The organism is Streptomyces sp. NPDC091416 (genome assembly GCF_044756845.1).
Taxonomy (GTDB): Bacteria; Actinomycetota; Actinomycetes; order Streptomycetales; family Streptomycetaceae; genus Streptomyces.
This window is the reverse complement of the sequence record NZ_JBIVTU010000007.1, coordinates 422,658-440,846: the sequence shown is the minus strand read 5'-3', so window position 1 is coordinate 440,846 and position 18,189 is coordinate 422,658. Positions and strand designations below refer to the sequence as shown.

Below are 18,189 nucleotides of genomic sequence, written 5' to 3'. Positions count from 1 at the left end.
GCTCCTCAATCGCCGAAGGGGCTTCGTCGCTCCCTTGCCAAGGAGGCCTTGTGAGTACGCCTTATCCCTTCACCGCCATCGTCGGGCAGGACGACCTCCGGCTCGGACTGCTGCTGAACGCCGTCTCACCCGCCGTCGGCGGGGTGCTGGTGCGCGGCGAGAAGGGCACCGCCAAGTCCACCGCCGTGCGCGCCCTGGCCGCGCTCATGCCCGAGGTCTCCGTCGTCCCCGGATGCCGGTTCTCCTGCGCCCCGGACGCGCCCGACCCGGCGTGTCCCGACGGGCCCCACGAGGCCGGAACCGGCGTGTCGCGGGCGGCGCGGACCGTCGAGCTGCCCGTCGGCGCGTCCGAGGACCGGCTCGTCGGGGCGCTCGACATCGAGCGGGCGCTCGCCGAGGGCGTGAAGGCCTTCGAGCCGGGGCTGCTCGCGGACGCGCATCGCGGGATCCTGTACGTCGACGAGGTCAACCTCCTCCATGACCATCTGGTCGACCTGCTGCTGGACGCCGCGGCCATGGGTGCCTCGTACGTGGAGCGCGAAGGCGTCTCCGTACGGCATGCCGCCCGTTTCCTGCTGGTCGGAACGATGAATCCGGAGGAGGGGGAGCTCAGGCCGCAACTCCTCGACCGGTTCGGGCTGACCGTCGAGGTCGCCGCCTCCCGTGAGACCGCTCTGCGGGTCGAGGTCGTGCGGCGGCGGCTGGCGTACGACGACGATCCGGCCGCGTTCGCGGCCCGGTGGGCCGACGAGGAGGGCGCGTTGCGGGCCCGGATCGTGGCCGCGCGTGCGCTGCTGCCGCAGGTCCGCCTCGGCGACGGTGCGTTGCGGCAGATCGCGGCCACCTGCGCCGCCTTCGAGGTCGACGGGATGCGGGCCGACATCGTGATGGCCCGGACCGCCACGGCGCTCGCCGCCTGGGCGGGGCGTACCGATGTGCTCGCCGAGGACGTGCGGCAGGCCGCCCTGCTCGCGCTCCCCCACCGGCGCCGGCGCAATCCCTTCGACGCGCCGGGGCTCGACGAGGACAAGCTCGACGACACGCTGGAGCAGAACAGCGGCGAGGACGACGATCCGGACCCGGACGGCCCTGACGGCGGCGGTCGGCCGCCGGAGGGCGACGGACCCGACGCGCCGCCGCAGCCCGAGGGCGGCGCCGACGACACGCCCGCGCAGTCCGTGCCCGAGCAGGGCGTGGAGAAGGAGCGGGAGCCCGTTCAGGGGCAGTCCGCCGGGAGCGGCGAGCAGCAGCCCGTCCGGGCCGGAGAGCCGTTCCGTACGAAGGTGCTGAGCGTGCCCGGTCTGGGCGAGGGCGCGGCGGGGCGGCGGTCCCGGGCGCGTACCGAGCACGGTCGGACGACCGGGGCGCGGCGTCCGCAGGGAGCGCTGACCAAGCTGCATCTGGCCGCGACCGTGCAGGCCGCCGCCCCGCATCAGCGGGCGCGGGGCCGGTCGGGACGGGGTCTGGTGGTGCGGCGGGACGATCTGCGGCAGGCGGTGCGGGAGGGGCGTGAGGGCAATCTCGTGCTGTTCGTCGTGGACGCCTCCGGATCGATGGCCGCCCGGCAGCGGATGACCGCGGTCAAGGGCGCGGTGCTCTCGCTGTTGATGGACGCGTACCAGCGGCGCGACAAGGTCGGGCTGATCACCTTCCGGGGCAACGACGCCGAGGTGGTGCTGCCGCCGACGTCGTCCGTGGACGCGGCTGCCGCGCGGCTGGAGATGCTGCCGACCGGCGGGCGTACCCCGGTGGCCGCCGGGTTGCTGAAGGCGCACGACGTGTTGCGGGTGGAGCGGCTGCGCGATCCGTCGCGGCGGCCGCTACTGGTCGTGGTGACCGACGGACGGGCGACGGGCGGGCCGGAGCCGGTGACGCTCGCCGCGCGGGCGGCCCGGCTGCACGATGCGCAGGGCACGGCGTCCGTCGTCGTGGACTGCGAGTCGGGGCCGGTGCGGCTCGGGCTCGCGGTGAGCCTCGCGGGCGAGCTGGGCGGCACCGCCGTCACGCTCGACGAGCTGCGCGCGGACGCGATCGCCGGGCTGGTCAAGGACGTTCAGGGCTACAGCAGGAGGGCCGCGTAATGCCGCAGGGACAGCCGGTCAGCGTGCCGGACGACGGGCTCACCACCCGTCAGCGCCGCAACCGTCCGCTGCTGGTGGTGCACACCGGCATCGGCAAGGGCAAGTCGACGGCGGCCTTCGGGCTCGCGCTGCGTGCCTGGAATCAGGGATGGCCGATCGGGGTCTTCCAGTTCGTGAAGTCGGCGAAGTGGAAGGTCGGCGAGGAGAACGCGCTGAAGGTCCTCGGCGCGAGCGGCGAGGGCGGGTCCGTCGCCTGGCACAAGATGGGCGAGGGCTGGTCCTGGGTCCAGCGCGACCGGCAGCTGGACAACGAGGCGGCGGCGCGGGAGGGCTGGGAGCAGGTCAAGCGTGATCTGGCGGCCGAGACGTACCGGCTGTACGTCCTCGACGAGTTCGCCTATCCGATGCACTGGGGATGGGTCGACACCGAGGAGGTCGTCGAGGTGCTGCGCCGGCGGCCGGGCAGCCAGCACGTGGTGATCACCGGGCGCAACGCGCCTGCCGCGCTGGTGGACGCCGCCGACCTGGTGACCGACATGTCGAAGGTCAAGCACCCGATGGACACCGGGCAGAAGGGCCAGAGGGGCATCGAGTGGTGAACGTTCCGCGCCTGGTCGTCGCCGCGCCGTCGTCCGGCAGCGGGAAGACCACCGTCGCGACGGGCCTGATGGCCGCCTTCGCCGGGCGGGGGCTCGCCGTGTCCGGGCACAAGGTGGGGCCCGACTACATCGATCCGGGCTACCACACGCTCGCCACCGGGCGGCCGGGGCGCAACCTCGACGCGTACATGTGCGGGCCGGAGCTGATCGCTCCGCTGTTCGCGCACGGTGCGCAAGGGTGTGACCTGGCGGTCGTCGAGGGCGTGATGGGGCTGTACGACGGGGCGTCGGGGCAGGGTGAGCTCGCCTCCACGGCGCAGGTCGCGAAGTTGTTGCGGGCGCCGGTGGTGCTGGTCGTGGACGCGTCGTCGCAGTCGCGGTCCGTGGCGGCGCTGGTGCACGGGTTCGCCTCATGGGACACGCAGGTGCGGATCGGCGGCGTGATCCTGAACAAGGTGGGCTCCGACCGGCACGAGGCGTTGCTGCGGGAGGCGTTGGACGAGTCCGGGGTGCCGGTGCTGGGGGTGCTGCGGCGGGCGGAGCAGGTGGCTGTGCCGTCGCGGCATCTGGGGCTGGTGCCGGTGGCCGAGCGGCGGGGCGATGCCGTGGCCGCTGTCGCTGCGATGGGGGAACGGGTGCGGGGTGGGTGTGATCTGGAGGCGCTGCTCGCCTTGGCACGGTCCGCGCCTCCCGTGCCGGGTGCGGGTGCGTGGAGCGCGGCTGAGGCTGTGGGCGCCCGCGGCGGGCCTGTTCCCCTCCCCGCCCCTTCCCGTGACCGGGGCTCCGCCCCGGACCCCGCGCCTCAGACGCCGGAGGGCCGGGGAGTGGTGGTGGCCGTTGCCTCCGGGCCGGCCTTCACCTTCTCCTACGCCGAGCACGGCGAGCTGCTCGCCGCCGCCGGGGCCACCGTCGTGCCCTTCGATCCGCTGCGGGACGAGGCGCTGCCCGAGGGGACGGCCGGGATCGTCATCGGGGGCGGGTTTCCCGAGGTGTACGGCCCCGGGCTGTCGGCCAACGAGCCGTTGCGCAAGGCCGTTGCGGAGCTGGCCGGCTCCGGGGCTCCGGTGGCCGCCGAGTGTGCGGGGCTGCTGTATCTGGCGCGGTCGCTGGACGGGCTGCCGATGTGCGGGGTGCTGGATGCCGAGGCGCGGATGTCGGAGCGGCTGACGCTCGGGTACCGGGATGCCGTGGCGGTCTCCGACAGCGTGCTGGCCGCCACGGGGACGCGCGTGCGGGGGCACGAGTTCCACCGCACCGTGCTGGAGCCCGGGGCCGGGGATGTCCCGGCCTGGGGCATGCACCGGCCGGAGCGGCGCGTGGAGGGGTTCGTGCAGCAGGGCGTGCACGCGAGTTATCTGCATACGCACTGGGCTTCCGCGCCCGGTACGGCCCGCCGATTCGTGGAGAGGTGCAAGGGATGAACACACTGGTGGGGGTCGGAGTCGGGCCCGGTGATCCGGAGCTGGTGACCGTCAAGGGTGTCAACGCGCTGCGTGATGCCGCGGTCGTCGTGGTGCCGGTGATGGACACGGGTGAGCGGGGGCGCGCCGAGGCGACGGTGCTGCACTACGTCGGGGCCGAGAAGGTCGTGCGGGTCGTGTTCGCGCTGAACGAGCGGACGGACCGGGCACGCCGGGAGGCGGCGTGGGACGCGGCGGGTGCGCGGGTCGCGGAGCTGCTGCGTACGCATGGTTCGGTGGCGTTCGCCACCATCGGCGACCCGAACGTGTACTCGACGTTCACGTATCTCGCGCACACGATCGGTGAGCTGCTGCCGGGCACGGCCGTGGTGACGGTGCCGGGGATCACCGCGATGCAGGATCTGGCCGCGCGCAGCGGTGCGGTACTGACCGAGGGCACCGAGCCGCTGACGCTGGTTCCGGTCACGGCCGGGGCCCAGGTGCTGAAGGAGGCGCTGAAGGGGCCCGGGACGGTCGTCGCGTACAAGTTCGGGCGGCTGGCCACGGAGGTCGCCGGCGCGTTGCGCGAGACGGGGCGGACCGGGGACGCGGTGTGGGGGTCGGCGCTCGGGCTGCCGGAGGAGTCGATCCGGCCCGCGGCGGAGCTGGCCGACGGGCCGTTGCCGTACCTCTCCACGCTGATCGCGCCCGCGCCGCGCGACGGCGGGCGGGGCGGCAAGTTGTGAGGCGGTCACTGCGCCAGGCCCACCACCAGCCAGATGAAGCCCACCCCGGCCACCGTGCACAGCAGGGTGGAGCGGGCCGGGTGTTCGTGGTGCGCCTCGGGGAGGATCTCGGCTGCGGCGAGGTAGAGCAGGGCACCGCCGAAGAAGCCGAGATAGCAGCCGAGAAGTTGCTCCGGAAGGGTGAACACGAGCGTCGTCGCCGCGCCGACGACGGGCGCCGCCGCGTCCGCGTACAGCATCGTCAGGGCCTTGCGGCGGGCGTTTCCGTACAGGCTGGTGATCGTGTACGTGTTGAAGCCGTCCGCGAAGTCGTGGGTGATGACGGCGAGGGCGACGGCCGCTCCCATGCCGCCACCGACCTGGAACGCCGCGCCGAGCGCGACGCCGTCCATCAGGCTGTGCAGGACCATGGCGGCCGCTGCGGTGAGCCCGACCTGGGGCACGCGTTCCTCGCTCGCCCCGTGCGCCGCCTGGCGTACGGCGAGCAGACGCTCCACCAGGTGCGCGAAGAGGAAGCCGCCCACGAACAGCAGCAGGGCCGCCGGTACGCCGAAGACGAGGCCGCCCGCGGCCTCGATGGCCTCCGGCAGCAGGTCGAGGCCGACGACGCCGAGCATCAGTCCGCCGGCGAATCCGAGCACCAGGTGGCGGCGGTCGGTGACGCGCTGGGCGACCCAGCCGCCGACCAGGGTCATCAGGAACGCGCCGAGCGCGACGAACACCGCCATGGGCTCTTGCTAGCCGATTGACCCCGGTGCGCGCATCCCCGAATCCCCCGATCCACGTTCTCGAAAGGACCCGTCCCATGTCCGAAGCAGCCGCCGCAGCCGCCGCGCCCACCCGTGGCACCGTGACGTTCGTCGGTGCCGGCCCCGGCGCCGCCGATCTGCTGACCTTCCGGGCGGCGCGGGCCATCGCGGACGCCGACATCGTCATCTGGGCGGCCAGCCTGGTGCAGGAGGAGGTCCTCGAACACGCCCGGGAGGGTGCCGAGATCCTCGACTCGGCGCAGATGTCCCTCGAAGAGGTCGTCGCCGTGTACCGGCGGGCGGCCGGGGAAGGGCTGAAGGTCGCCAGGATCCACTCCGGTGACCCGGCGCTGTGGGGTGGCACCCAGGAGCAGGTCGACCGGTGCGGCGAGCTGGGGGTCGGGGTCGAGATCGTGCCCGGGGTGTCGTCGTTCTCCGCGGTCGCGGCCATCGCACAGCGCGAGCTGACGATTCCCGAAGTGGCGCAGTCGGTGATCCTGACCCGGCTCGGCGGCGGCAAGACGCCGATGCCGCCCGGCGAGGAGGTACGGGAGTTCGCCCGGCACGGCACGACGATGGCGCTGTTCCTGTCGGCGGCCCGGTCCGGTCAGCTGACGCAGGAACTGCTGGAGGGCGGCTATCCGACGTCGACGCCGGTGGTGATCGCGTACCAGGCGACGTGGCCGGAGGAGCTGATCCTGCACTGCACGATCGAGACGCTGGAGGCCACGGTCAAGGAGCACAAGCTCTGGAAGCACACGCTGTTCCTGGTCGGCCCGGCCCTGTCGGCGTCCGGAACGCGTTCGCACCTGTACCACCCGGGCCACTTCCACGGGTACCGCAAGGCCGACAGGGCCGCGCGGGCCGAGTTGCGCGCCCAGCGGTCCGGCTCGTGATCAGGGTCTTCGGTACGGGGACGGGGGCGCCGCCCACGCCCGAAGCCGTCCGGGCGGTGGCCGGGGCCACGCTGGTGGCCGGGGCCCGGCGTCATCTGGACGCCGGGCCGCTTCCCGCGGGCGCCGGGCGGGTGGTGCTGGGGCCGCTGGCGCCTGCCCTCGACCGGATCGGCAAGCACCTCGCCGAGGACGACGGGGCGCGGGTGGTCGTGCTGGCCTCCGGTGATCCGGGGTTCTTCGGGATCGTGCGGGCGCTGGCGGAACGGTTCGGGCCCGCGGCGCTCGACGTGCGGCCGGGGGCGCCGTCGATCGCGGTGGCGTTCGCCCGGCTGGGTCTCCCGTGGGACGACGCGGTCGTCGTGAGTGCGCACGGGCGGGATCCGCGGACCGCGGTGAACGTGTGTTTCGCGCATCCGAAGGTCGCGGTGCTGACGGGGCCGGGCGCCGGGCCCGCCGAGCTCGCGGCCGGGCTGCTGTACCGGTGCGAGGAGCGGACCCTGGTCGTCGCGACGGCGCTCGGGGATCCGGAGCACGAGCGCGTCGAGCGCCTGACGCTCCATGAGGCGGCGGGCCGCGAGTGGCCTGATCCGGTGAGCGTGGTGCTGTGCCTGGACGAGTCGCGGGCCCTCTCGCCGGTACGCACGGTGGCGGGTCCGGCGGCCGGTCCGGCCGGCTGGGCGCTGGACGAGGCGGAGTTCGAGCACCGTGACTCGATGATCACCAAGTTCGAGGTGCGGGCACTGGCGCTGGCCAGGCTCGGGCCGCGCACGGGTGATCTGGTGTGGGACATCGGCGCCGGTTCGGGTTCGGTGGCGGTGGAGTGCGCGCGGCTCGGAGCGGCCGTCGTGGCTGTCGAGAAGACGGCGGACGGGGTCGAGCGGATCCGGTCGAACGCCGCCGCGCACGGGGTGTACGTACGGGCGGTGCACGGTGCCGCGCCCATAGTGCTGTCCGATCTGGCGGACCCGGACGCGGTGTTCGTCGGGGGCGGCGGTCATGAGCTGCCCGCGATCGTGACGGCGTGCGCCCGGCGGGCCAGGCGGGCGGTCGTGGTCGCGGTGGCGGCCCTGGACCGGGTCGGGCCGGTGCGGTCGGCGCTGGCCGCCGCCGGGCTGGAGCCCGAGGGTGTGCTGCTTCAGTCGTCGCGGCTGGCGCCCCTGCCCGGTGACGTGACCCGGCTCGCCGCGGCCAACCCGGTCTTTCTGCTGTGGGGCGTCCGCCCCTCGGCCGGTGCGAACGAAGGAGCAACCCAGTGATCGGCCTGATCTCCGCGACGGCGGCGGGCGCCGTCGCCCGTGACCGGCTGGCCGCGGCCTGGCCCGGCCGTGCCGTGGTCTACGACGGTCCGGTGCGCGAGGCCGTGCGGCGGGCGTTCGGCGAGTGCGAGCAACTGGTGTGCTTCCTCGCGACGGGGGCCGTGGTGCGGCTGGTCGCGCCGCTGCTCACGGACAAGACGGCCGACCCGGGTGTCGTCTGCGTCGACGAGGCGGGGCGCCACGCCGTGGCGCTGCTCGGCGGGCACGGCGGCGGGGCGAACGCCCTGGCGGTGGCGGTCGGTGAGGTACTGGGTGCGGCGCCGGTGGTGACGACGGCGACGGACGCGGTGGGCGTGCCCGGTCTGGACATGCTGGGGCTGCCCGTGGAGGGCGATGTCGCGGGGGTGTCGCGGGCGATGCTGGACGGTGCTCCGGTGGCGTTGCGGGCGGACGCGGTACGGCCGTTGCCGGCCCTGCCGTCGCATGTCCGTCCCGGGGCGACCGGATCCGCGGTGCTGTACGTCACCGACCGGGTCGTGGAACTCGGGCCGCGGGAGGCCGTGCTGCGGCCGGCGTCGCTCGCCGTCGGGGTCGGTGCGTCCAAGGACGCGCCCGCGGACGAGGTGTCCGCGCTGATCCGGGACTCTCTGGCCAAGGCCGGTCTCTCGCCGTTGAGCATCGCGGAGCTGGTGACCGTGGACGCGAAGGCGCAGGAGCCCGGGATCGTGGCCGCAGCGGCACGGCTGGGGGTACCGCTGCGTACGTACCCCGCCGAGGAGCTGGCCCGGATCGAGGTGCCGCATCCGTCGGACGCGCCCCTCGCCGCGGTCGGCACGCCCTCGGTCGCGGAGGCCGCGGCGCTCGCGGGCGGCGGTGAACTCCTGGTACCGAAGCGGAAGTCGGCTCCCGAGGGGCGGGCGGCGATGGCCACGTGCGCGGTGGTGCGCCGGGCGCCGCGCGGGCGGCTCGCGGTCGTGGGGCTCGGTCCCGGGGCGCGCGACCTGCTGACGCCTCGGGCCCGCGACGAGCTGCGGCGGGCGTCGGTGCTCGTCGGGCTCGATCAGTACGTCGACCAGATCCGGGATCTGCTGCGGCCGGGTACGACGGTTCTGGAGTCGGGGCTCGGGGCCGAGGAGGAGCGGGCCCGTACGGCGGTCGCCGAGGCGCGCAAGGGACACGCGGTGGCGCTGATCGGCAGTGGCGACGCGGGCGTGTACGCGATGGCGTCGCCGGCGCTGGCCGAGGCGGGCGCCGACATCGACGTGGTGGGTGTGCCGGGGGTGACGGCGGCGCTGGCGGCGGCGGCGATCCTGGGTGCCCCGCTGGGCCACGACCACGTCTCGATCAGCCTCTCCGATCTGCACACCCCGTGGGAGGTCATCGAGCGCCGGGTCCGGGCCGCGGCCGAGGCCGACATCATCGTGACGTTCTACAACCCGCGCAGCCGGGGCCGCGACTGGCAGCTCCCGAAGGCGTTGTCGATCCTGTCGGAACACCGGGATCCGGCCACTCCGGTCGGGGTCGTGCGCAACGCCTCCCGGCCCGACGAGTCCAGCCGGTTGACCTCGCTCGCGGCGCTGGACCCGGCGGTCGTCGACATGATGACCGTCGTCACCGTGGGCAACACCGCCACCCGTGAGATCGCGGGCCGCATGGTCACCCCGCGCGGCTACCGCTGGCAGTCGGCCACGGCCGCCCCGGCGCCGGAGGCGGCGTCGTGAACCGGCCCGCCCCCGCCACCGAGAACCCCACCCCCCACGCACACCCAGGAGCCTCCGTGAACACCCTGTCGCCCCAGCCCGCCCTGCTCATCGCCGGCCACGGCACCCGGGACGAGGGCGGAGCCACCGCCTTCCGTGACTTCGTGGCCGAACTCGGCGCCCGTAACCCGCAGTTGCCTGTAGCGGGCGGCTTCATCGAGCTGTCGCCGCCGCCGCTCGGCGACGCCGTGACCGAGCTCGTCGAGCAGGGCGTCAGGCACTTCGCGGCCGTACCGCTGATGCTGGTGTCGGCCGGGCACGCCAAGGGCGACATCCCGGCGGCACTGACCCGCGAGAAGGAGCGCCACCCCGGCATCTCGTACACGTACGGACGTCCGCTGGGCCCGCATCCGGCGCTGCTGAAGGTGCTGGAGCGGCGGGTGGACGAGGTGCTGGGCGACACGGACCGGTCCGAGGTGACGATTCTGCTGGTGGGGCGCGGTTCCACCGACCCGGACGCCAACGCCGAGGTGCACAAGGCCGCGCGGCTGTTCTGGGAGGGCCGGGGCTACGCGGGGGTGGAGACGGCCTTCGTCTCGCTGGCCGCCCCTGATGTGCCGTCGGGTCTGGACCGTTGCGTGAAGCTGGGTGCGGGGCGCATAGTCGTTCTGCCGTACTTCCTCTTCACGGGCATCCTGCCGGACCGGGTGCGTCACCAGACCACGGAGTGGGCCGCCGCCCACCCGGAGCTGGACGTCCGGCCGGCCGAGGTGATCGGTGCCGCGGAAGAACTGCTCGATCTGGTCATGGAGCGCTACCGGGAGGCCGTCAAGGGCGATCTGCGGATGAACTGCGACTCTTGCGTGTACCGGATCGCACTGCCGGGCTTCGAGGACAAGGTGGGACTGCCGCAGCAGCCGCACTTCCACCCTGACGACGACGGCCATCACCACCACCCCCACCATGGCGGTCATGCACACTCCCATTGAGAGCTCCGACGCCACAGGCGCGGGCACGCACGATCTGCGTCATCACGGTGACGCGGAGGTACGGGGACGGGGCCGGGATCTGACCGATCTCGCCGTCAACGTACGGGCCGGGACCCCACCGGCCTGGCTGAAGGAGCGGATAGCCGCGTCCCTGGGCGCGCTCGCCGCATACCCGGACGGGCGCGCGGCACGCGCCGCGGTCGCCGGCCGGCACGGGCTGCCGCCCGAGCGGCTCCTGTTGACGGCGGGTGCGGCGGAGGCGTTCGTGCTGATCGCCCGCGCGCTGCCGGCCCGAAGACCGGTCGTGGTGCATCCGCAGTTCACCGAGCCGGAGGCGGCGCTGCGCGCGGCCGGGCACGAGGTGGGCCGGGTGCTGCTGCGGGCCGTGGACGGCTTCCGGCTGGATCCGTCGGCCGTGCCGGCCGACGCGGATCTGGTGGTGGTCGGCAATCCGACCAACCCGACGTCGGTGCTGCATCCGGCGGCCGTGCTGGAGCGGCTGGCGCGTCCCGGGCGGACGCTGGTGGTCGACGAGGCGTTCATGGACGCGGTGCCGGGCGAACGCGAGGCGCTGTGCGGCCGCACGGACATCCCGGGGCTCGTGGTCCTGCGCAGCCTCACCAAGACGTGGGGGCTCGCCGGACTGCGGATCGGGTATGTGGCGGCCGCGCCGGAGACCATCCGCACGCTGGAGGAGGCACAGCCCTTGTGGCCGGTGTCGTCACCGGCGCTGGCCGCGGCCGAGGCGTGTGTGGAGCCGCGGGCGCTGGCCGAGGCGGCCGCGGCGGCGGACCGGATCGCGGTGGACCGCTGCCATCTGGTGGCGGGGCTGCGGGAGTTCACCGAGATACGGGTCGTGGAGCCGGCACAGGGACCGTTCGTACTGGTCCGGCTGGAGCGGGCCGCGGAGATACGGGAGCGGCTGCGGATGCTGGGGTTCGCGGCACGGCGCGGCGACACGTTTCCGGGGCTCGGCGGCGAGTGGCTCCGGCTGGCCGTCCGGGACCGCACGACGACCAACCGGTTCCTCCAGGCGTTCGACCAGGCCCTTCAGGCCGTTTCCGCGGTCAGCCGCTGACGATGTCCGGCTTGAGAGGGGCCAGTCGCGCGGCGATCAGGCCGATGGTGGCGGCATCGACGCCGCCGTCGGCCAGCGCTGCGGCGAGATGCTCCACGACCCGGTCGAAGTGCGGCCCGGTGATGCCGAGTTCCTGGTGGGCGCGGCCCATGGCCCGGCCGATGTAGGGGGTCGTGGCGCCGAGCGCGCTGCCGACGAAGAGGCGCTGGTGCGCCTTGAGGCGGGTCATGTCCTTGCCCGCGAAGTACGGCGTCAGGTCGGGGTCGGCCAGGACGCGTGCGTAGAAGAGGTCCACCACGGCGGCGACGGCCGCGGCGCCGCCGATCTGCTCGAAGAGGGTCTCCGGCTGCTCGGCCGGGGTCTCCGGCGCCGGTTCGTCCGGGGCTGCCTGGTCTGTGGTCTGGTCCATGGCAGCCGAACATAGCGCCGATCCCCGCCGCCCGGGAACAGTCGTCCGAATTCGGCGGCGCGGCCGCACAAGTGGGAAGCGACGCTCCGCCTGCGGAACGCCGCTTCCCCTCCCTCCCCACACCCGGCCGCCCCCCTCGGGCCCATGGGTGATGGGTGTCAGTCCTGCGTACGCCTCCGGGCCACGACCATGGCTCCGGCGCCGACCGCCAGCAGAAGGGCGGCACCTCCGGCGACGTACGGCGTGGTGGAGCTGCTGCCCGTCTCGGCGAGGTCCGCGCCGGTGGCGGTCTGCGGTGCGTCACCGGTGCCGGTCTGCGGCTTCACGTCGCCGCCGGTGTCTCCGGCCGTGTCACCGGCCGTGGAGCCCGCGGTGGAGCCTGCCGTACCACCGGCCGTGGAGCCCGCGGTGCCGGATCCGCCGTCGGTGGATCCGCCGTTGCCGGAACCGCCGTTGCCCGAACCGCCGTCGGTGGACCCGCCGTCCGTCGAACCGCCGTCGGCCGAACCCCCGTTGTCACCACCGCCGTTGCCATGTCCGCCGTTCTCGCCGCCGCCGTTGTGGCCGCCGCCCGTGGACGCCGCCTCGGGCGTCTCGCAGGTGGCCTCGGCGAGCGTGACCTCGCCCTTCACATCGGCGACGTTCAGCTCGCCCGGGTTGACCGAGACCTTCAGCCGCAGCGCGACGGCGGCCGCGGTGCGCGAGGTGGTGCTCGTCTTCGACAGGTCGAGCGTCACCGAGCCGACGCCCTTCACCGCGATCTGCGTGGTGCCTGCGGCGGTCAGGGTGACGCGCTTGCCGAGGACCTTCACATGGCCCAGCACGTTCGACTCGGCGACCGGCTTGCGGCCCACCTCGCAGACCGCCCTGGACGTCACCTGCTCGACCTCGACCAGGGAGAGCAGCGGCAGACCGGGCAGGTGCAGCCTCGCCTTCACCACATTGCTGTAGCCCTCGGCGCGGTGCTTGCCGACGGTCGCCCTCGCCGTGGCCACATCGGCGCGCAGCACGCGGACCGGCGTCCCGCCCTCCACCCCGTCGAGCTTCACGCTGAGCGCGGTCTTCTCCGCGCTCCGCGGCGCCTGCACCTCGTTGAGCGTGGCCGTGAGCGGCACGTCGATCGTCTTGTTCAGGAGCGAGACGTCGAGTGCGGTACGGAGCACGACCGCGCTCGCCTTCCCGTCGCCGGTGGTCGTGGTGGTCGCCGTGGTGGCGTGCGCCGGGACGGCGACCAGCAGGGCGACGGGCGCGGCGGCGACCGCCAGGGCGGCGAGGCGGAAGGTGTTGCTGTTCAAGATGGTGGAACCCCCACATGAGACATGGAGCCACCGGCGCCGTCCAATGGGGGACATCGCGGGCACCGGTGGCCTCGACTCCGTGAATCTTTACGCACAGAGGGTGAACTGGCAGACACCTGAAGTGAGTTCACCCCAAAGGGGGGTTTCCGCGCCTGTATTCGAATATTCCGGCACGTGCGTTCCTTGAGTTCACCCGTTTCACCGAACGCGGGCGCCTCGGAAGGTCCCCGTCCCGGAGTGCGCGGAGTGATTCAACGAGCGACCGCGCTCCGGGACACTGCCGGTCAACACGGCGCATCCTGGGCCCGTCCGGGCCCGGGACACCCGGATCAGCCGATCACGCGCCCGTTCAGGACGACCCGGCGCGGGGCCGCCAGCACGCGCACGTCCGCCCGCGGGTCCTCGTCGTACACCACCAGGTCGGCCGGCGCGCCCTCCTCGAGCCCCGGCCTGCCCAGCCACGCCCTGGCCCCCCATGTCGTCGCGGACAGCGCCTCCAGGGCGGGGATGCCCGCCTTGACGAGCTCCGCGACCTCGTCGGCCACCAGACCGTGGGCGAGCACTCCCCCGGCGTCGGTGCCGACGAACACCGGCACCCCGGCGTCGTACGCGGCGCGCACGGTGTCGTAGCGGCGCTCGTGGAGCCGGCGCATATGGGCGGACCAGCGGGGGTACTTGGCTTCGCCGCCGTCGGCGAGCGTGGGGAAGGTGGCGATGTTGACCAGGGTGGGGACGATCGCGACCCCTCGCTCGGCGAAGAGCGGAATGGTCTCCTCGGTCAGCCCGGTCGCGTGCTCGATGCAGTCGATCCCGGCCTCGACGAGATCGCGCAGCGAGTCCTCGGCGAAGCAGTGCGCGGTGACCCGGGCCCCCAGCCGGTGCGCCTCGGCGATGGCGGCCCCCACCTCCTCGCGCGGCCAGCAGGCGGTCAGGTCGCCCACCTCGCGGTCGATCCAGTCGCCGACGAGCTTCACCCAGCCGTCCCCGCGGCGTGCTTCCTGCGCGACGTACGCCACCAGTTCGTCCGGCTCGATCTCGTACGCGTAGTTCCTGGTGTACCGCCGGGTCCTGGCGATGTGCCGGCCGGCCCTGATGATCTTCGGCAGGTCCTCGCGGTCGTCGATCCACCGGGTGTCGGCGGGCGATCCCGCGTCCCGCAGGAGCAGCGCGCCCGCTTCCCGGTCGTCGAGCGCCTGCTTCTCGGTGGTCGCCCGCTCGACGGCGCCGTGGTGGTCGAGCCCGACGTGGCAGTGGGCGTCGACCAGTCCGGGCAGGGCCCAGCCGGTGACGACGACCGCCTCGTCCGCACCCGGGGGCCGCTCGTACGTCACCCGTCCGCCGACCGCCCAGATCTCGTCCCTGACGTCCTCGGGGCCGACGAGCACCCGCCCCTTCACCTGCAGCACCCGCGGCGCCTCGTGATCACTCATGGACAGCACTGTACGAGGCGCCGGACCGGGCGCCACCCCCTGCCGGATCCCGTCCGGCGGACGGGTCCGGGCCGCCCCCGGAGGGCTCGGTACCCTCGGTGCAGGCCTGGCCCACAGGCCGGTCCGCACACCGATCCGATCCCGAAGAGAGCACCACCGTGACGCACCCCTTCCTCGACCTGACCCCGCTCACCGCCGCACACTTCGCGGCGATCGAGCGGCGCGTGGCCGGTCTCCTCGCCACCGAGCAGGACGTCGTCATCATGCAGGGCGAGGCGCTCCTCCCCCTCGAAGGCTGCATCAGGGGCGGCGCCCGGCCCGGATCGACGGCGCTGAACGTCGTCACGGGGCCGTACGGGCAGACGTTCGGCAACTGGCTGCGCGACTGCGGTGCCGAGGTCATCGATCTGGCGGTGCCCTTCCACACGGCCGTCACCGCCGCCCAGGTGGCCGACGCGCTGGCCGCGCACCCGGAGATCGACTTCGTCTCCCTGGTGCACGCCGAGGCCGCCACCGGCAACACCAACCCGGTCGCGGAGATCGGTGAGGTCGTCCGCGCGCACGGGGCGCTGTTCATGCTGGACGCCGTCGCCTCGGTGGGTGCCGAGCCGCTGCTGCCGGACGCCTGGGGCGTGGACCTGTGCGTGATCGGGGCGCAGAAGGCGATGGGCGGTCCGGCCGGGGTGTCCGCGGTGTCGGTGAGCGCGCGCGCCTGGGAGCGGATCGCCGCCAACGCGCAGGCCCCGCGCCGCTCGTACCTGTCCCTGCTGGACTGGAAGGAGCGCTGGATCGACGGCGGCCGCCGGGCGCTGCTGCACGCCCCGGCCCAGCTGGAGATGCTGGCCCTGGAGGCCTGCGTGGAGCGGATCGAGGCGGAGGGCCTGGACGCGCTGATGGCGCGCCACGCAGCCGCCGCCGCGGCCACCCGGGCGGGCGCGGTGGCGCTGGGCGGCGGCCTGGCGCCGTACGTGCACGAGGCGCGGGACGCCGCTCCGGTGGCGACCACGCTGCGGGCGCCGGACGGCGTGGACGCCGCGGAACTGGTGGCGCAGGCACGGGCGGCCGACCCGTCGCTGCCGCTGATCGCGGGAGGCGGGGCGCTGTCCAAGGAGATGATCCGGGTCAATCATTACGGCGTGGACGCGACGCGGGGCGCGGTGCTCTCCTCACTCGCGGCTCTGGGTGCGGCGCTGGCCGATTCCGGACGGCAGGTCGATCTGGAAGCTGCCCGGAAGGCCGTTTCGGAAACCTGGACCGGCGCTTAAATTCCTGGTGTTATCAATAAATGCGGGGAGCTGCCTTATTCAGAGCAGCTCCCCGCATTCTTCTGCCCGGTTTCCCGAAGGCTAAACACCCCAGTTTCAGCAGCGTCCGATCTCCACAATTCGGTTGCGTCGCGCGAGAGTTACGACCTTGTGACCGACTCCACACACGGGGGCGTTATGCCGGATATATGCGTACCAAATCGGAAGAAAGCGTAGCGGTTTCGCGCAGGGGCGCACGCTCGCGTGATAACACAGAACACCGCTTCACCCAACCCCTTGGGCCGATGCAATTTCGAAATTTGCTGGGTAAATTCAATTCGCATGACCGCCGCACCAGCAGATTTTGCACGTGCCCGAAGCGAATTCATCACCATCGACACCCCGCGAGTGGAGGACGGAGCCGCGATCTGGCGTATAGCCCGCGATTCCGAGGTCCTGGACCTCAACTCCTCGTACAGCTACCTGCTGTGGTGCCGTGACTTCGCGGCGACCTCCGTGGTCGCCCGCGACGAGACCGGCGCCCCGGTCGCCTTCGTGACGGGGTACATCAGGCCCGACCGCCCCGAGACGCTCGTCGTCTGGCAGGTGGCCGTCGACCACGGCCACCGGGGAACCGGCCTGGCCGCGAAGCTGCTGGACGACCTGACCGCCCGCGTCGCCGCGGAGCAGGGCCTCGCCTCGGTCGAGACGACCATCACCCCGGACAACAAGGCCTCGGACCGCCTGTTCACCTCCTACGCGCAGCGCCACGACGTGCCACTGGAACGCGAGGTGCTCTTCGACGGCGGCCTGTTCCCCGAGGGCACCCATCTGCCGGAAGTCCTCTACAGCATCGGCCCGTTCCACGCCTGAGCAGGCTCTTTCCGGCGGGTGCCGCCCGTCGTAGTCACCTTCACCTCCGCCCGTCACACCCCCCTCACGCAGGAGACCCGCTGTGACCATCACCCCGCCCGCCCTCAGTGTCTTCGAGACCCTGGAGTCCGAGGTACGGAGCTACTGCCGCGGCTGGCCCGCCGTCTTCGACCGTGCGCAGGGCGCCCGGCTGACCGACGAGGACGGCCACTCGTACCTCGACTTCTTCGCCGGGGCCGGCTCGCTCAACTACGGCCACAACAACCCGGTGCTCAAGCGCGCGCTGATCGACTACATCGAGCGCGACGGCATCACCCACGGCCTCGACATGGCGACCACCGCCAAACGCGCGTTCCTGGAGACGTTCCAGAACGTCATCCTGCGGCCCCGCGACCTGCCGTACAAGGTGATGTTCCCCGGCCCGACCGGCACCAACGCGGTCGAGTCGGCGCTGAAGCTGGCCCGCAAGGTCAAGGGCCGCGAGTCCGTCGTCTCGTTCACCAACGCCTTCCACGGCATGTCGCTCGGCTCGCTGGCCGTCACCGGCAACGCCTTCAAGCGCGCCGGCGCCGGCATTCCGCTGGTGCACGGCACCCCGATGCCGTTCGACAACTACTTCGACGGCCAGGTCCCCGACTTCCTCTGGTTCGAGCGGCTCCTGGAGGACCAGGGCTCCGGGCTCAACAAGCCGGCCGCCGTGATCGTGGAGACCGTCCAGGGCGAGGGCGGCATCAACGTCGCCCGCGCCGAATGGCTGCGTGCGCTCCAGGACCTGTGCCACCGCCAGGACATGCTGCTGATCGTCGACGACATCCAGATGGGCTGCGGCCGCACCGGCGACTTCTTCTCCTTCGAGGAGGCCGGCATCACGCCGGACATCGTGACGCTGTCGAAGTCGATCAGTGGCTACGGACTGCCCATGTCCCTCTGCCTGTTCAAGCCGGAGCTGGACATCTGGGAGCCGGGCGAGCACAACGGCACCTTCCGCGGCAACAACCCGGCCTTCGTCACCGCGGCCGCCGCGCTCGACGCCTACTGGTCGGACGGCCAGATGGAGAAGCAGACGCTGGCCCGCGGCGAGCAGGTCGAGCACGCCTTGCTGGCCATCTGCGGCGAGCACGACAGCGCTCAGTTCCGCGGCCGCGGACTGGTGTGGGGCCTGGAGTTCACCGACCCGGCACGTGCCTCCGCCGTCTGCGCCCGCGCGTTCGAGCTGGGCCTGCTGCTGGAGACCTCCGGCCCGCAGAGCGAGGTCGTCAAGCTGCTGCCGCCGCTGACCATCACCCCCGAGGAGCTGGACGAGGGCCTGCGCACACTGGCCCGCTGCGTCCGGGAGACCGCCTGAGAGGCGGGGGGGGGGGGGGGGGGCCCCCGGGCGGGGGGCCCCCCCCCCCCCCCCCCCCCCCCCCCCCCCCCCCCGCCCCCCCCCCCCCCCCCCCCC

Annotated in this window: 15 protein-coding genes and 1 pseudogene; 12 read left to right on the top strand and 4 right to left on the bottom strand. The window is 73.2% G+C overall.

All coding sequences use genetic code 11. The features are described from left to right. The first annotated feature begins 50 nt into the window (after positions 1-50). The 4 genes from ACIQMX_RS23115 to cobI are packed head-to-tail and all read left to right on the top strand — an operon-like array spanning position 51 to position 4,826. The gene (locus ACIQMX_RS23115; protein ID WP_402480665.1) at positions 51-2,081 is read left to right on the top strand and encodes a putative cobaltochelatase; all 2,031 of its coding nucleotides are present in this window, start codon (positions 51-53) and stop codon (positions 2,079-2,081) included. Continuing rightward, positions 2,081-2,680, top strand: coding sequence for a cob(I)yrinic acid a,c-diamide adenosyltransferase (gene cobO, locus ACIQMX_RS23110; protein ID WP_402480662.1), 600 nt, complete (start codon positions 2,081-2,083; stop codon positions 2,678-2,680). The genes ACIQMX_RS23115 and cobO overlap by 1 nt, the downstream gene beginning before the upstream one ends. Then, positions 2,674-4,101, top strand: coding sequence for a cobyrinate a,c-diamide synthase (locus ACIQMX_RS23105; RefSeq protein ID WP_363077493.1), 1,428 nt, complete (start codon positions 2,674-2,676; stop codon positions 4,099-4,101). The genes cobO and ACIQMX_RS23105 overlap by 7 nt, the downstream gene beginning before the upstream one ends. Continuing rightward, entirely contained in the window at positions 4,098-4,826 is a 729-nt protein-coding gene (gene cobI / locus ACIQMX_RS23100; protein WP_363077492.1) for a precorrin-2 C(20)-methyltransferase, read from the top strand. The genes ACIQMX_RS23105 and cobI overlap by 4 nt, the downstream gene beginning before the upstream one ends. Before the next feature lie 5 nt (positions 4,827-4,831). On the opposite strand, the gene ACIQMX_RS23095 is transcribed toward cobI, so the two are convergent. Continuing rightward, positions 4,832-5,554, bottom strand: coding sequence for a ZIP family metal transporter (locus tag ACIQMX_RS23095; RefSeq protein WP_363077490.1), 723 nt, complete (start codon positions 5,552-5,554; stop codon positions 4,832-4,834). A 77-nt stretch (positions 5,555-5,631) separates the two neighbouring features. Here ACIQMX_RS23095 and cobM point away from each other — a divergent pair, with 77 nt between their 5' ends. The 5 genes and pseudogenes from cobM to cobC form a co-directional block, all read left to right on the top strand. After that, positions 5,632-6,471, top strand: a complete 840-nt coding sequence (gene cobM, locus ACIQMX_RS23090; RefSeq protein WP_363077488.1) for a precorrin-4 C(11)-methyltransferase — start codon at positions 5,632-5,634, stop codon at positions 6,469-6,471. Continuing rightward, positions 6,468-7,727 carry a precorrin-6y C5,15-methyltransferase (decarboxylating) subunit CbiE gene (gene cbiE, locus ACIQMX_RS23085; protein ID WP_363077486.1) on the top strand — a complete coding sequence of 420 codons (1,260 nt, stop codon included), beginning with the start codon at positions 6,468-6,470 and terminating at the stop codon, positions 7,725-7,727. Before cobM ends, cbiE begins: the two co-directional genes overlap by 4 nt. Next, complete coding sequence (gene cobJ, locus ACIQMX_RS23080; protein WP_363077484.1) at positions 7,724-9,448, top strand: precorrin-3B C(17)-methyltransferase; 1,725 nt, start codon at positions 7,724-7,726, stop codon at positions 9,446-9,448. Before cbiE ends, cobJ begins: the two co-directional genes overlap by 4 nt. 56 nt (positions 9,449-9,504) lie before the next feature. Continuing rightward, a complete protein-coding gene (locus ACIQMX_RS23075) occupies positions 9,505-10,416 on the top strand; it encodes a sirohydrochlorin chelatase (protein ID WP_363077482.1) in 912 nt (303 codons plus the stop codon). After that, positions 10,385-11,494, top strand: a pseudogene (gene cobC, locus ACIQMX_RS23070) (Rv2231c family pyridoxal phosphate-dependent protein CobC); the annotation flags it as partial. The gene ACIQMX_RS23075 and the pseudogene cobC, both read left to right, overlap by 32 nt. On the opposite strand, the gene ACIQMX_RS23065 reads toward cobC, so the two are convergent. The 3 genes from ACIQMX_RS23065 to ACIQMX_RS23055 all read right to left on the bottom strand — a co-directional run bounded on the left by ACIQMX_RS23065 (position 11,484) and on the right by ACIQMX_RS23055 (position 14,631). Next, entirely contained in the window at positions 11,484-11,903 is a 420-nt protein-coding gene (locus ACIQMX_RS23065; protein WP_363077480.1) for a group 1 truncated hemoglobin, read from the bottom strand. The pseudogene cobC and the gene ACIQMX_RS23065 sit on opposite strands and share 11 nt — an antisense overlap. A 158-nt stretch (positions 11,904-12,061) precedes the next feature. Then, positions 12,062-13,198, bottom strand: a complete 1,137-nt coding sequence (locus ACIQMX_RS23060) for an SCO1860 family LAETG-anchored protein (RefSeq protein WP_363077478.1) — start codon at positions 13,196-13,198, stop codon at positions 12,062-12,064. 332 nt (positions 13,199-13,530) lie between these two features. Further along, a complete protein-coding gene (locus ACIQMX_RS23055) occupies positions 13,531-14,631 on the bottom strand; it encodes an amidohydrolase family protein (protein WP_402480655.1) in 1,101 nt (366 codons plus the stop codon). Positions 14,632-14,789: 158 nt separating this feature from the next. Between ACIQMX_RS23055 and ACIQMX_RS23050 the strand changes: the two genes are divergently transcribed. From ACIQMX_RS23050 to ectB, 3 genes are all read left to right on the top strand, one after another. After that, positions 14,790-15,896, top strand: a complete 1,107-nt coding sequence (locus ACIQMX_RS23050) for an aminotransferase class V-fold PLP-dependent enzyme (RefSeq protein ID WP_363077474.1) — start codon at positions 14,790-14,792, stop codon at positions 15,894-15,896. Between the two features lie 321 nt (positions 15,897-16,217). Next, the gene (gene ectA, locus ACIQMX_RS23045) at positions 16,218-16,748 is read left to right on the top strand and encodes a diaminobutyrate acetyltransferase (protein ID WP_363077472.1); all 531 of its coding nucleotides are present in this window, start codon (positions 16,218-16,220) and stop codon (positions 16,746-16,748) included. An 82-nt stretch (positions 16,749-16,830) separates the two neighbouring features. Beyond that, positions 16,831-18,093, top strand: coding sequence for a diaminobutyrate--2-oxoglutarate transaminase (gene ectB / locus ACIQMX_RS23040; RefSeq protein ID WP_363077470.1), 1,263 nt, complete (start codon positions 16,831-16,833; stop codon positions 18,091-18,093). The last annotated feature ends 96 nt before the right edge of the window (positions 18,094-18,189 follow it).

Bases quoted from the DNA above. Each gene is read 5' to 3' on its own strand.
- ACIQMX_RS23065 (WP_363077480.1), bottom strand. From the start codon at position 11,903: ATGGACCAGACCACAGACCAGGCAGCCCCGGACGAACCGGCGCCGGAG.
- cobO (WP_402480662.1), top strand. From the start codon at position 2,081: ATGCCGCAGGGACAGCCGGTCAGCGTGCCGGACGACGGGCTCACCACC.
- ectA (WP_363077472.1), top strand. From the start codon at position 16,218: ATGACCGCCGCACCAGCAGATTTTGCACGTGCCCGAAGCGAATTCATC.
- ACIQMX_RS23055 (WP_402480655.1), bottom strand. From the start codon at position 14,631: ATGAGTGATCACGAGGCGCCGCGGGTGCTGCAGGTGAAGGGGCGGGTG.
- cobM (WP_363077488.1), top strand. From the start codon at position 5,632: ATGTCCGAAGCAGCCGCCGCAGCCGCCGCGCCCACCCGTGGCACCGTG.
- ACIQMX_RS23095 (WP_363077490.1), bottom strand. From the start codon at position 5,554: ATGGCGGTGTTCGTCGCGCTCGGCGCGTTCCTGATGACCCTGGTCGGC.
- cobI (WP_363077492.1), top strand. From the start codon at position 4,098: ATGAACACACTGGTGGGGGTCGGAGTCGGGCCCGGTGATCCGGAGCTG.